Source organism: Streptomyces sp. NPDC043746, from assembly GCF_056436485.1.
On record NZ_JBWKCM010000005.1, the window covers coordinates 272,363 to 286,738 of the forward strand.

The window sequence follows — 14,376 nt, forward strand, 5'->3', positions numbered from 1 at the left end:
CTACAGGATCGATTTGCCCGTTCTTGCGCCGCCCTGAACGTCGTCCCTTACCGAACGTTTCGTCGGCCCTCCACCCTTGTGCGACAGATTCCGCTCAGGGAGGCGCGGGGGGCGGCTGGGGCGGCAGTTCTGGCGCCGGAGCGGGCGGGTACGGGGAGGGCGAGAAGGAGCAAGGAGAAGGGCGAGAAGGCGCACGGGGGGAGTGCTGATCTGCTGCTGGTCGCCGGTGGTGGGCTTGTTCACCTGGCCCGACCCGGCGGTGGACGACTCCGCCTACCGGCAGACCGACGCGCTCAGCCGGGCCCTGCTCGCCGCGGCGGTCACCCGCCGGGTGGTCGAAAAGTTCGCGGGGCCGAAGGACCCGAGGCGGCCGGAGCGGAACAGCTCGACGCCCTCACGGCCGGGAGCGGGAGGCCATGGTCCTTGGTCGCGCCGGGCCTCACCGACGTGGAGATCGGCCGGGCGCCGACCACGATCCCGCTGACGGCGAAGAGCTACGTCCCCGGCCCATGGCAGAGCCGGACCCGGGTGACCCGGCCCGACCAGTGGTGCCGGCCTACGGGGCGGGTCACCGTGGGCAGCCTGGCCCCGGCCCCTCCTCCTGGTCAGGGCCTGCACCACGGCCCTCGCCCTGGCTGCTGTGCCGCCCCTTTGGCGACGGGGTGTGTGAGGGGTGCGTGGCGGACACGAGGGGCCACGTCGCGGGTCGTGGGACGGGAGGGAGCGGCCCCGAAGGGGGCGGAACACCGCTGCGGCCCGTCCCGCCCCGCGCTGTCCGCGACCGCTACCCCCGCACCCTCCGTACGACCTCGCGCAGCTTCCGCCGCGCCGCCCTCCGCACGTCCACCGCGCGGACCTCCACCACCAGGGTGGTCTCCGACGCCTTCCTCACCGGGCGGGCGGTGTAGGGCCGAGCGCGGCGGAACCAGAGGGCGCGGCCCATGCCGGTGAAGTACGGGACGGCGGTGACGGGGAAGGGGCCGGACGTGGGCAGGGTCACCGCATAGCGGCCGGGACGCAGGCCCTTGACCGGGAGTTCCGCCGTGAAACCACATCCGGTCCGGCTGGGTGCGACCGGCGTTTCGCGGTGGTCGCTCGTGCCGTTCTCCATGCGCAGGCGCAGTGCTCCGTGGCCCTGTTCGCTCTCACCGGACAGTTTGCCGACCACCACCAGGGTGCCCTTCCTCGACCTGTGCCACGACGCGCCGGTCACCTGGCAGGAGGTGTCGTCGCGCGGTACCTCCCGGCCGACGTCCAGAGAGAGGTTCCCCCACTTCGTCACGTACGGGGTGACGGTCGTGGGTCTGCCCGGACTTGTCGTCACGATTTCCTGCGCAGGCGTCTGTTCGGCATCGGGGCTCTTCAGCCGCACCGTACGGCTGACACCCTGCGCCCGAACGTCGAGGAAGAGGTTCCACCCGCCCCGGCCCAGCGGGGCGCCGGCTGCCGCCGTGGCCAGGGGGATGTCCGCGACGAAGGCCGCGTTCGCGTACCGCTCGTCCGCAAGCTCCGCGACGGTGTGGACCCGCGTGGGGAGACGAACCTCCGGGTGGCCCCCGTCATGGCAACGCAGCACCAGTTCGGTGGCTGGGTCCAGGGAGGCCACGTTCTCGATGTAGGCGTGGCCGGTCAGCCGGAGCACCCCGCCCTCCAGCCAGCTTGTCGACGCGATCCGTTGGTGCACCGGCAGCCGGTCGGTGACGTCGAAGGCACTGTCCGGCACCCCCACCGAGGCGTCGCGGAAGAGCGGGTGGTCCCAGTAGACCCGGCCCCCGTCGACGACGTGACCGCGCTCGGCGTCCTCCTTGGCGTTGCGGATGACCGCGATCACCTCATCGAACCGGTCGGCCCGCAGGAGGTGCAGCAGTAGCCGGTCGCGCGCCACGAGCTTGTCGATGATCGGGTCGGTGACCCACTTCTCCACCCAGTCGCGGATTTCCGGGTAGAGGCGCTCGCGGATGTCCTCCTCGCTCTCCCGGAGCAGCAGCCACCACAGCGGGCCGCACAACTCCCACTCGACATGCCGACGCATGATCTGGTCGCGGCGCGGCCCCGGCTCCAGATAGCGGGCCACCGTCTCGAAGCACAGCCGAGTGCCCTCCATCCGGTGGCTGAGGTTCTGCGCGGTGAGGGTGAGGTTGTTCCCGTTCGCGCGGTGGCGCTGGTAGTAGCAGTCGTAGTCCGCGACGACGGACACACCGTCCGCGTTGAGGTAGGCGGCAGCGGTGAAGGGCTTGTCCTCGGTGTTGCGGACCGGCGGGAAGCGCAGGTTCAGCCGCTCCAGCAGCGAGCGGCGGAAGAGTTTCCAGCAGCCGAGGGTCCAGTAGGCGGCCGAGGAGAAGATGTCCGTACGCGGCTGCGTGCTCTTGAAGACCGCGGTGGGTACGGGCCGGCCGTCAGGAGAGACCATCTTGCCCAGCACGATGTCCGTCTTGTTGTCGTCGGCCATGGCCACCATGCGGCGCAGGGCGTCGGGGCCCAGGTAGTCGTCGGAGTCGAGGAAGAAGACGTACTCACCTCGGGCCACGTCCAGCGCGACGTTGCGCGGCACGGACGCGGTGCCCGAGTTCTCCTGGTGGATGACGTGCAGGGAAGGACATGTCGCGGCGATCCGGTCGAGTTCCTCGCCCGTGCCATCGGTCGATCCGTCGTTCACCGCGATGATCTCAAGCTGGTCCAGGCCGATGGTCTGCTCCATCGCCGAGGTGATGCAATCGGTCAGCTCGGGCATGGCGTTGTAGGCGGGGACGATCACGCTGACTCTGGGTTGGGACATCGCATTCCTCGTCGCTGGGCACAGTGGGGTGTACTCACTGCCACCAGAGCGGCGTCATGGACGAAGGATTTCGCCGAGTACGTGAGGTTTGATGGGTGGAAGCACTCGAAGGTTGCCTGGGATCAACTGCTTTTCCTTAAAATGGCCGTAAACGAGCGGAGTAAGGGCTTCCGATCTGGCCGCGGGCACCGCGGTGTCGACGCGGAAGGGGGCGTCTCGTTGCGGGAGGAGTGGAGCGGGTCCGACCGGCGGTGCGGAGGGCCCGGTAGGGCCACGTCTCGGCGGTGGCTGGACGCCACGCCTGAGGCATGGCGTCGGCAGGGCGCTTGACGCGATCGCGCGCTACGGGCCGGGCCGCAGGAAGCCTCTCACCAATAGCTGCTGGTGAGAGGCTGTGTGCGCCCCCGGCAGGACTCGAACCTGCGGCCAAGCGCTTAGTACTCCAGTGCGGTTTCGTGATCTATCCAGCGGTTTCGTGGGTGGACCGTTGTCGGTAGTGGCTGCGTCGGGCTGTTGCCTGGTGGCGTCTGCGCCAGGCGGACCAGTGCGGCGGCCTGGCCACGGACATGGCCGGTGGGATCAGGAAGACGGTGAACAGGCGGCGGATTTCCGGGACGGTCAACGCGATCGGCTCGCGGCTGCGGGTGGGGTGGTGCGGATCGGCGGGCCGGTCGGGAGCCGCGTCGGCTGCGAGGGCAGCGAGGAAGGCCAGGGCGAGCATGGCGAGCGTGATGTGCCGGTGCCAGGAGGTCCAATTGCGGACCTGGTAGTGGTCGAGTCCCACCTGGCTCTTGGCGGCCTGGAAGCATTCCTCGACGCTCCAGCGGACACCGGCGACGCGGACCAGCGCGGACAGGGGCGCGTCGGTGGGTGACCGGCACAGGTAGAAGGCGAGTTCACCGGTGCTCCGGTTGCGGCGGATCAGCAGGTGGCGGTGGCCGCCGGTGCCGATGTGGACCCAGGCCCAGTCGTGGTAGCGCGGGCCCTTTGCACCGCTGCCGGCGCTGTGCCGCTGCCAGGCGGTGCTGGGGAGCTGGCCGGCGAGGGTGTCCGCACGGACGGGGGTGCGTCCTTGGTTGATCCGGACCTTGGTGGAGCAGGCCACGGCCAGGACGTAGCCGATGCCCCTGTCCTCCAGACGGGCGCGCAGGTGCGGGTCCTGGCCGTAGGCTTCGTCGCCGGTCACCCAGGAAGCGGTGATGCCCGCTTCCAGCGCGGCGGCGATCATCTCCCCGGCCAGGCGGGGCTTGGTCGCGAACTGCACCGTCTCGGGTATCCCGGCTGCGCGGCGGCGCTCCGGATCGCAGCACCAGGAGTGCTCGGGAAGGTAGAGCCGACGGTCGGTCAGAGCCCGTCCCCGGTCGGTGGCGTAGGCGAGGAACACCCCTACCTGGCTGTTCTCGATGCGTCCCGCGGTGCCGGTGTAGTGCCGCTGCACCCCCGCCGAGGCCCGGCCCTTCTTGAGGAAGCCGGTCTCGTCGTCGACGAGAGCACCGCCGTCGCTGCCCGAATGTTCGATGGCATAGGTGCGTACGTCGTCGCGGACGGCATCGGCGTCCCAGCGGGCGTAGCGCAACAGGCGCTGCATCGGCCCGGGCCGGGCGTGGCCGGCCAGTTCGGCCAGCTGCCAGCAGTTCTTCCGCTCGACACTCGACAGCAGCCCGGGCAGGTAGGCGCGGGCGGTCGCCCGGGGCTCCACCCGCCCGAACCGGCCCGCGATCCGGGCCATGACCAAGTCGAACATCGACCGCCAACGGACAGGGTCTACGCTATGGCCCGCGGCCACCGCACGATCTTCAGGAGTCCACACAACCCCCGATGATCACGCGGTGGCCGTACCCGTTCCCAGCCGGGCCCGACTCAAGATCGCGAAGTCAGACTGGAGCATTAAAAGGCACTTAGTCTAATCATACCTCTATCCGTCTGACCTGCAATTTTGGGGTGCGATGACGTATCGTCAGCCGTTTTGGGGGACGTATGTGGGACGATCTTGCTCGGTTACACCGGCTGTCCGAGGCAGGGTGTGAGGTGCTCGCGTATTCGGCTGCGTTGGTGAGAGACCAGGGCGTCGACCGCTTGAGCGAGCAGGGCTCCAGCGCACTCCCGCTGCCGGTGGGACCATGGTGGTAGAGCAGCCCGTAGTGGTCCGGAAGGGTCGGTCGCCACGAGGCGGGCGCCGCAGGCAGGTCCGGATCGAGGTGCGGACGATGGACACCACCTTCGACGTCAGGGTCTGGCAAATCGAGAGAGGATCCGGGCGGCTTCGCGAGTCCTATGGAGTGCGCTGGTCCGTCGCCGGGAAACGCCATCGCAAGTCTTTCCAGACGTTCGCGCTGGCCGACGGTTTCCGAGCAGAATTGGTGACTGCGACGCACGCTGGCGAGCCGTTCAACGTTTCGACGGGCCTGCCGGAGCGGCACGAGCCGAGAGCTTCCTCGGTTGGGTGGTATGACTTCGCCGTACAGTTCGCGGATGCTCAGTGGCCCCGGGTTTCGGCGAATCACCGGAGGAACACTGCGCGCACATTGATGATCGTCACCACCGCGCTGATGGACCGGGATCCGCCCGGTGTTCCCGCTCGCCGTGTCCGTACGGCGCTGAGTGATTGGGCTTTCAACGCCAACCGCCGTGGCGGTGCGCCGGAGGGCATCGTCGCGGTACTCGGTTGGGTGCGACGGCATACTCCGACCATGGACGCCTGGACCGATCCGCTCGTGGTGCAGGACGTGCTGCTGGTGCTGGGTACGTTGCTTGACGGTAGACGAGCGGCGGCCTCATCCGTGAAGCGGCATCGACGGGTTCTGCATCTGGTGATGAAGTATGCGATCGCGCGCGGGATTCTGCTGTTCGATCCGGTTCCCGAAGGGCGGAACCTCACTCCGCAGCCTGCTGGCGCGATCGATCGACGCCGTCTGCTCAATGCGCAGCAAGCGGCGCGGCTGCTCGACTGGATACGGGATCAGCCGCGGAGCGGGCGAAGACTGCATGCGTTCTTCGCCACGCTGTACTTCACGGGGCTGCGACCGGAAGAGGCTGTTGCGCTGCATGTCTCAGGCCTTGTCATGCCTGCGTCGGGAGAGCGTCGGTGGGCCGAGATCGTTGTGCACACCGCCGAGCCTGAGATCGGACGCACGTGGACTGACAGCGGAACCCGACACGATCAGAGGTATCTGAAGGGGAGGGCAGAAGGCGAGACGCGCATAGTCCCGTGCCCTCCCGCGCTTGCCCATGTCCTGCGGGCGCGCATCAAAGACGCGGGCCTGCTCCCCGGCGACCGCCTCTTCCCTGGGGAGCATGGCGGAGTTCTCGCTGGCTCCGTCTACCGCCGGATGTGGGACCACGCCCGCAGGGCAACCCTGCCACCTCACGTATATGCATCACCGACAGGACGACGCGTGTACGACCTTCGGCACACCCGACTGACGATGTGGCTGAACAACGGCATCCCGCCTGCTGAGGTGGCCGCGTGGGCCGGCACCAGTGTCGCTGTGTTGTTCGCCACGTACGCGCAGTGCATCAGTGGCCAGGAGCAAGATCTGCGGCGGCGGCTCGACAAGATGCAGAACGCCTCGGCCACCCTGGCGGCATAACCATCGAGAATGGGTGGGTCACCGCTCCCGCCGGTAGGGATCCGTGTACGGCTCCATGGACTGGCGGACCTCGTCCCGGACCGGGTCCATGAGGGGCCCGGGGGCGTAGTAGCGGGCGCGGGCCTTGCCATGAGGGATGAGCCAGCCGCGGGCGACGAGCTCGCGGATGTCGCGGATGGCCTGCTGGTCGCTGAGGTCGGCGTCCTGCTGGTAGACCGTGCGGCGGACCTTCGCGTCCGAGAAGGCGGGTAGGAGGGCGTAGACGACACGCTCGTCCAGGCCCGTCGCTTCGACGGATTCGACCAGACGGGTCCAGGCCCGGGACATCACGTCGAAGCGTCGCTGGGCCTGCTGTGCCTGGCGGTGGTGGGCGGTCAGGCAGAACCGCATCCAGGGGCGGGTGTCCCGTTCGGGGCTCCAGTGCGGGCCGCCTACATCCTCCAGGACCTGGTAGTAGGCGTAGGTGTTCTGTCCCCGGCCGAGCCACTCCTCGATGGACGAGAACTCCGGCGGCATCAGGGCCTCGCGTGAGAACACGAGGGTGGACAGGGCGCGGGACATGCGTCCGTTGCCGTCCTTCCATGGGTGGATCTTGACGAGGTTGAGGTGGGCCATGGAGGCGCGGACATGGACGGGGGCGTCGAGGTCGCCCTCGTTGAGCCAGTCGATGAACTCCGACATCAGCGCGGGGACGTCTGCCTGGTCCGGGGCGGTGTAGGCCGGGATCAGGGGATCGTCGGGGCTGGTGACGTAGACGGGTCCGTCGCGCCAGCGGCCGGGGCGCTTGTCGAGGTGGTGGCCTTGCAGCATGAAGTGCAGGCCGTTGAGCAGGCCGGCGTCGTAGCGGAAGTCGCCTCCTGCGTCGGCGAGGGCCTGGATGTAGGTCATGCCGCGCTGGTAGCCCTCTAGCTCGGCACGTGTCTTTTCCCCGGTCTCCAGGGGTTCCTCGCCAGACATAAGGGCTTCCACGTCGTCGACTGTCGCAGCGTATCCCTCGATGGTGTTCGATCCGGCGATCGCGCGGGCGGTGAGGTTGCGGCGCAGCTGGCGGGTCCAGCGAGGAGTGGCCCGGAGCATGTGGCGCAGGGAGCGGCGCATGCTCTCGATCTCGTCGAGGGCTCGCTGGTCGTCGGCGTCCAGAGAGGGAGTCGCGTACAACATGCCTCCATGACATGATAATTGTGTCATGGAGTCAAGTGTGTGCCTGGATCGGTGCCTCGCTCCAGTCGTTCCCTCCGGCGTTGGCAGGCTTTCGGTGCCGGGTCTGTGGAGCACCGCTGTGGGCCCGAGCCGGCTCTGGCGCAGAGCTGAGAAACGGGGAACCGTAAATCCCTGCCGGGCGGGTGCTGGCGTGGCAACCGGCCAGGGGTCCGGAATCCGCGCCCTGCGCCTCGCGGGGGAGGCGTTCCACTGCGTGGTGGATACTGGATGGGCGCTTGTGTCAGCCTGGTCGGTCGGCCTGCGGGGACCTCGCCCATGAGCGCACCGGGCGCGCTTCCGGCCCCATCGGGTGGCGGAAGGGGCGCAGTGGATCGACCTCGGCCCAGGGGGTGAGCGCGGCCGCCGGGTCGCCGCGTTCAGGAAGCCAAGTGGCGAGCCGCCGCCAGACCTCGCCGGCATGGGGCGGGCGGTCGTTCGGTGTCTTGGAGAGGAGCTCGAGTACGAGGGCTTCCAGGTCCTCGGGGGTGTCGGGGCGCAGGTCGCGCAGCGGGATCGGCGAGTGGTCGAGGATCAGGCCGGGAAGCATGAGTTCCGACCGGTGCTCGAAGACGGGTTCGCCGGTCAGCATCTTGTGGAGCAGGCAGCCGAGGGCGTACAGGTCGGTGCGGTGGTCGACCGGTTTGCCCAGGATCTGTTCGGGCGCCATGCACTCCAGGCTGCCCGGCCGCTCGCCCGTGGTGGTGAGCTTGGCGGTGCCGGGTTCGAGGAAAGCGGCGACGCCGAAGTCGAGGACCTTGACCACGCCGTCGGTGCGGATGATGACGTTGCGTCCCTTGAGGTCGCGGTGGACGACGTCGCGGGCGTGCACGGAGCCGAGGGCGGAGGCGATCTGCACCCCGACCGCAGCGGCTTCCTCGATGCTCAGTCGTTCCTGTTCGGCGATCCGGTCTTCAAGGTCGATGCCGGTCACGTATTGCATGACCAGGAACCGCGTGCCTCGCTCCTCGCCGAGGTCGTAGACCGTCGCGATACCGGTGTGGTCGAGGCGGGCGGCGGCGCGGGCCTCGCGGCGGAAGCGTTCGGCGTCCCGGGTGCGCTGGTCCTGTGTCAAGCCAGGAGGCGTGTTCATGGTCTTGAGGGCGACGTCGCGGCCGAGGTGTTCGTCGTGGGCGAGCCAGACGACGCCCATGCCCCCGGATCCGATCTCCCGCTTGATCCGGTAGCGCTTGGCGATCACAGGTCCGATGTCCATGTGCGGGGCGACTCCGTCCGCGTCCGTCTTCTTGGCCCGGCGCGACCGCCGGGCGGGCGCCTCGGACAGAGTGTGGCATGAGCACGTTGTCCCGTGAACCGACCCTTTCGCACTTTGCATCTATTGACTGAGTTCACAGTCGCATGCTGTGATGTGCGACGTACGATCAAGGGGAGTGTGGCGCACCGCGGCCGACGGGTGGCTACCGTTGCTCCGGACCGCCTCCGGGAACAAGTGGGGAACACGTGGACGTCTTCAAGGTGCACCAGCGGCTCATCCGGGACTACAAGGAGTACACGTCCGGGTCGGTGGTGATCGACGACCGGCGCATCGATGCCAAGGTGTCGAAGTCGCTTGCCGACGGAGATCAGTGGCCCGACCCCTATCTCTCCCTCAATCCGAGCTTCGCGCCCGGGGGGTCGGTCGAGGATCTCGCGCGGCCGGGAGGGCTGCTTCACCCGGCGTGCGCGGACATCTTCCGTACGGGCAAGGATGAGCGGGGCGCCACCGTCCGCCCGATCCACTTCCACCAGCACCAGCTGGAGGCGATCAAGGCGGCGGACTCCAGGGAGTCGTACGTCCTGACGACCGGCACCGGCTCCGGCAAGAGCCTCGGCTACATCGTGCCGATCGTCGACCGGGTGCTGCGTGAGAAGGAGGCCAGTACCGCGCCCGGCATCAAGGCGATCATCGTCTACCCCATGAACGCTCTCGCCAACAGCCAGGAGCGGGAGTTGGCGAAGTTCCTCACCGCCGGATACGGCGAGGGGAACGAGCCGGTCACCTATGCCCGCTACACCGGCCAGGAGAAGGAGGACGAGAAGGAGGCGATCCGCGAGTCCAAGCCCGACATCCTGCTCACCAACTACGTGATGCTGGAGCTGATGCTCACCCGCCCCAAGGAGCGAGAGAAGCTCATCGGGGCGGCCAAGGGGTTGCGCTTCCTCGTCCTCGACGAACTGCACACCTACCGGGGGCGGCAGGGCGCCGACGTCGCAATGCTGGTGCGGCGCGTACGTGAGGCTTGCGAATCGCCCAATTTGCAGTGCGTGGGCACGTCCGCGACGATGGCCACCGGGGGCACGCCCGCCGCGCGCCGCCGCGAGGTCGCCCGCGTCGCCTCGACCCTCTTCGACACGGAGATCTCCCCGGAGCGGGTGGTCGGCGAGACCCTGGTGCGGGCGACCGGGGATGCCGTGCCCACGCCGTCCGAACTCGCCGAGCGGGTAAGGGAGAACAACCCTCCGGCCGAGTACGGGCGGCTGGCTGCCGATCCGCTGGCCCGCTGGATCGAGACCACCTTCGGCCTGGTGGAGACCGAGAACGAGGATGGCAGCACGCTCCTGGTCCGCGCCGAACCGGTCACCGTGGAGGCCGCCGCTCTGCGCCTGCGCTCCGAGGCGTTCGGCATCGAGGAGAGCGAGCCCGAGGAACGCTGGTACGAGGCGTGCGCCGAGGCCATCCGGGCCACCCTCCAGGCGGGGGCGGCCGCCCGCCGGGAGGAGGGCGACCGCCCGCTGTTCGCCTTCAGGCTGCACCAGTTCCTGTCCAAGGGCGGATCCGTCTACGTCTCCCTGGAGGGAGAGGCCGACCGCCATATCACCCGCACCTACCAGCAGCGCGTCCCCAACGCCCCCGAGAAGCTCCTGATGCCGCTGTCCTTCTGCCGTGAATGCGGACAGGAGTACCTGATGGTGGCCCGCGACCAGGACGGCGACGGCAGCGTCGCTTTCCGTACCCGCGAGGATGAGGACGACGAGCAGGGGTATCTGTACATCTCGGCCGTCAACCCGTGGCCGGAGCAGGTCGGCGACGCCATCGAGCAGCGACGCTTCCCCGACAGCTGGCTCACCTTCGACGAGCGCAAGGGCGCCCCGGTGCTCACCGCGAGCCGCAGGAAGCGGGCGCCGCAGCCGGTGTGGGTGCGCCCGGACGGCACCGGCGGGGGAAAGGCGAACGGGGGCATCTACGCGGCGTATCTGCCTGCCCCGTTCCTCTTCTGCCTGGAGTGCGGTGTCGGTTACGAGCAGGTCAAGGAGCGCGACTTCGCCAAGCTGATGACCCTCGACCAGGAGGGCCGCTCGACCGCCACGTCGGTCATCAGCGCCTCGATCGTGCGTCACCTCAAGAGCATCCCCGAGGGCGAACTCAAGAAGGACGCAAGGAAGTTGCTCACCTTCGTCGACAACCGGCAGGACGCGAGCCTCCAGTCGGGGCACTTCAACGACTTCGTCATGGTCACGCAGTTGCGTGGCGCCCTCTACCGGGCGATGGTCGAGGCCGGCGACAAGGGGCTGCGCTGGAAGCGACTCGGTAAGGAAGTGGTGGCGGCGATGGGGCTCTCCCCGCACGAGTACGCGGCCAAGCCTACCGAGATCGAGGAGCTCGCCGAGAGCACGCTGGAGGCACTGGCCGCGGTCGCCGAGTACCGCCTCTTCCTCGACCTGGAGCGCGGCTGGCGCGTCACCATGCCCAACCTGGAGCAGACCGGGCTGCTCGGCCTTGAGTACGCGGGTCTGGCGGCGATCGCCGGTGATGAGGACCGGTGGCAGGACACCGCGGGCCCGCTGCGTACAGCGACCTCCGAGGTGCGCCACGGGCTGTCCACGGTCCTCATGGATGAGCTGCGCCGCCAGCGCGCCGTGGACACCCCGTACTTCACCGAGGCCAAGTTCGCCGAACTGCGCAAGGAGTCGGCCCGGCTCAACGACGCGTGGGGGATCGCCGACACGGAGGCGGCGCCGCCTCCTGCCGGTGTCGCCGTCGCCCGCGCCGGACGCCCCGGCCGTACCGGGCGCGTTCGCAGCGAGCTGAACCTCACCGGCCGAGGCGCGTTCGGCCGCCACGTCCGAAAGAGCGGCACCTTCCCCGACTGGGGGCAGGGGCTGTCCCTGGACGAGGCCCAGGACGTCATCCGCGACCTGCTCCGGGTTCTGGCGGACGGCGGAGTGCTGACCGAGGTCTCCCAGGGGAGGGGCGAGGAGCCGGGCTACCGGATCAACCACACGGTCATCCGCTGGCACGCCCGCGACGACGACCACGGCGCCGTGGACCGCCTGCGCCGCACCTACCGCGACGAGCGCGGGCCCCGCGTCAACGCCTTCTTCAAGCGGCTCTACAAGGACATCGCCGCCACCTTCGCCGGTCTGCACGCCGCCGAGCACACGGCCCAGGTCCACCCCGACGTCCGCCAGGAGCGCGAGGACCTGTTCGGTGAGGGCACGCGGCTTCCGCTCCTGTACTGCTCGCCGACGATGGAACTCGGCGTCGACATCAAGAGCCTCAACGCGGTCAACCTGCGCAACGTGCCGCCGACCCCCGCCAACTACGCACAGCGCTCGGGCCGCGCCGGCCGCAGCGGGCAGCCCGCGCTGGTCACCACGTACTGCGCGACCGGCAACAGCCACGACCAGTACTACTTCACCCGGCGCAGGCAGATGGTGTCCGGTGCTGTCGCCCCGCCTCGGCTCGACCTAGCCAACGAGGATCTGCTCGCCTCTCATGTGCACGCGATCTGGCTCGCCGAGACCCGGCTCGATCTCGGCACCAGCATGGCCAAGCTGATCGATTCCGACGGCGATAGCCCCTCGCTGGAACTGGCGTCGTCCGTGGCCGGGGCCATCGACGAGCCGGCCGCCCGGCGCCGTGCTCTGGCGCGGGCCCGTACGGTCCTCGACGGCTGTGGCGACCTGCTGCGCGCCACGTCCTGGTGGCACGAGCAGTGGCTGGAGCAGACCGTCGAGGCCGCGCCGGGCAGCTTCCGCCGGGCCTGCGAGCGTTGGCGGAATCTCTTCAGGCGCGCCCTCGAAGAGCGCGAGATCCAGCACCGCAACATCCTCAACCGCACCGCCACGGGCCGCTCCAAGGACCAGGCCAAGCGCCGCCGCGCCCAGGCCGAGAGCCAGCTCGCGCTGCTGCGCAACGAGCAGGGTGGCGAGCGGACCGTGATGTCGGACTTCTTCCCGTACCGCTACTTCGCCTCCGAGGGCTTCCTGCCGGGCTACTCCTTCCCCCGGCTGCCGCTCGCCGCCTACATTCCGGGAACCGGCCGCACCAGCCGCGGCGGCTACGACGGCGACTATCTGCAGCGCTCCAGGTTCATCGCGATCCGGGAGTTCGGGCCCGGTGCGCTGATCTACCACGAGGGCAGCCGCTACAAGGTGGACCGGGTGCAGCTGCCGCCGGACACCGCGGGCGAGCTGACCACCGAGAGCGCGAAGGTCTGCGGGCGCTGCGGCTATCTGTCCCCGGAGGAGCAGCGCGAGGACGTCTGCGGGGGCTGCGGCAGTGGCCTCGGTGACGCGCGGACCGGTCTGCTGCACCTGCACACCGTCTTCACGCACCGGCGCGACCGGATCTCCTCCGACGAGGAGGAGCGCCAGCGCACCGGTTACAAGGTGGAGATCTCCTACCGCTTCAAGAAACACGAGGACGGCCGCGACGGGTCACTGCGGGCCATGGCGCAGTCCGCGTCCGGCCGTGCCCTGGCCGAGCTGGCGTACGGCGACAGCGCCACCGTCCGGCTCACCAACCTCGGCTATCGCCGCTCCGTCGCCAAGGGGGAGATCGGCTTCTGGATGGATCCGGTGACGGGCGAGTGGCTCGCGGGCGGCGCGGCCAAGAAGGGCGGCCGGGAGACCCCCCAGGAGCCGGAAGGGCTCGCGGACGCGGAGAAGGCGGGCCGCAAAATGCCGGTGATCCCGTATGTGCAGGACACCCGGAACATCCTCGTCCTCCAGCTGGCCGAGCCGGTCGACCGGGACACCGCCGTCACCCTCCAGTACGCCCTGGAGCGGGGCATCGAGGCCGAGTTCCAGCTGGAGGACGCCGAACTCGACACCGAGGAACTGCCGCCGTACGACGGGCCGCGTGAGCGGCTGCTGTTCATCGAGAGCGCGGAGGGTGGCGCGGGGGTGCTCCGGCGTCTGCAGTCCGAGCCCGGTGCACTGGCCCGCGCTGCGCGCAAGGCTCTGGAGATCGCCCACTTCGACCAACTGGGGCGTGACCGCGGTGACGAGAAGACCAACGGAGACCCGTGCGAGAAGGGCTGCTACGACTGCCTGCTCTCCTTCAGCAATCAGCGCCACCACCGCGTGATCGACCGGCAGTTGGCGCGCGAGCTGCTCCAGGCGTTCGCGGACGGCACTGTCGGCGAGTCGACCCCGGGCCGCTCGCGCGACGAGCACGCCGACGCGCTGCGGCAGGGCTCGGACTCCACCTTGGAGGAGCGCTTCGTCGAATACCTGAGGTCGCACGGACACCGACTCCCGGACCACCAGCAGATCACGGTGCGCGAGGCCCTGTCCAAGCCGGACTTCGTGTACGACACCGGGTTCGGCCCGATCGCGGTCTTCGTCGACGGCCCGCATCACGACCACGACGACGTCGTGCTGCGCGACGAGGAGGCGGAGGAACGGCTGAAGGACTTCGGCTGGGAAGTGGTCCGCGTCCGCTACGACGACGACTGGTCCAAGAAGGTCGCCGAGTACCCTCAGGTGTTCGGCGAACCACGTCGCTGACCTGCTTCTTCAGACAGATCGGCCGACGGGTTCAGCGGCCCGTCGGCTCACCGCTCCGCTCCGTACGCATCCACCTGG

General features: G+C 69.2%; 5 protein-coding genes and 1 pseudogene. 2 read left to right on the forward strand and 4 right to left on the reverse strand.

Going from position 1 to position 14,376, the window contains the following annotated elements; translation table 11 throughout:
* Positions 1-784: 784 nt before the first annotated feature.
* Both AC0682_RS08430 and AC0682_RS08435 read right to left on the reverse strand, forming a co-directional pair.
* Positions 785-2,776: a glycosyltransferase family 2 protein gene (locus AC0682_RS08430; RefSeq protein ID WP_478531689.1), complete on the reverse strand. Its 1,992-nt coding sequence runs from the start codon at positions 2,774-2,776 to the stop codon at positions 785-787.
* A 679-nt stretch (positions 2,777-3,455) separates the two neighbouring features.
* Positions 3,456-4,520: pseudogene (locus AC0682_RS08435) on the reverse strand (IS701 family transposase); the annotation flags it as partial.
* A gap of 463 nt (positions 4,521-4,983) precedes the next feature.
* Between AC0682_RS08435 and AC0682_RS08440 the strand changes: the two are divergent.
* Positions 4,984-6,366 (forward strand): tyrosine-type recombinase/integrase, encoded by a 1,383-nt coding sequence (locus tag AC0682_RS08440; RefSeq protein ID WP_478531691.1) that lies wholly within the window; start codon positions 4,984-4,986, stop codon positions 6,364-6,366.
* 18 nt (positions 6,367-6,384) lie between these two features.
* On the opposite strand, the gene AC0682_RS08445 is transcribed toward AC0682_RS08440, so the two are convergent.
* Both AC0682_RS08445 and AC0682_RS08450 read right to left on the reverse strand, forming a co-directional pair.
* Positions 6,385-7,527, reverse strand: coding sequence for a Fic family protein (locus tag AC0682_RS08445; protein WP_478531692.1), 1,143 nt, complete (start codon positions 7,525-7,527; stop codon positions 6,385-6,387).
* A 280-nt stretch (positions 7,528-7,807) separates the two neighbouring features.
* The gene (locus AC0682_RS08450) at positions 7,808-8,779 is read right to left on the reverse strand and encodes a serine/threonine-protein kinase (RefSeq protein ID WP_478531693.1); all 972 of its coding nucleotides are present in this window, start codon (positions 8,777-8,779) and stop codon (positions 7,808-7,810) included.
* Between the two features lie 245 nt (positions 8,780-9,024).
* Between AC0682_RS08450 and AC0682_RS08455 the strand changes: the two genes are divergently transcribed.
* Positions 9,025-14,298 carry a DEAD/DEAH box helicase gene (locus tag AC0682_RS08455; RefSeq protein WP_478531694.1) on the forward strand — a complete coding sequence of 1,758 codons (5,274 nt, stop codon included), beginning with the start codon at positions 9,025-9,027 and terminating at the stop codon, positions 14,296-14,298.
* The last annotated feature ends 78 nt before the right edge of the window (positions 14,299-14,376 follow it).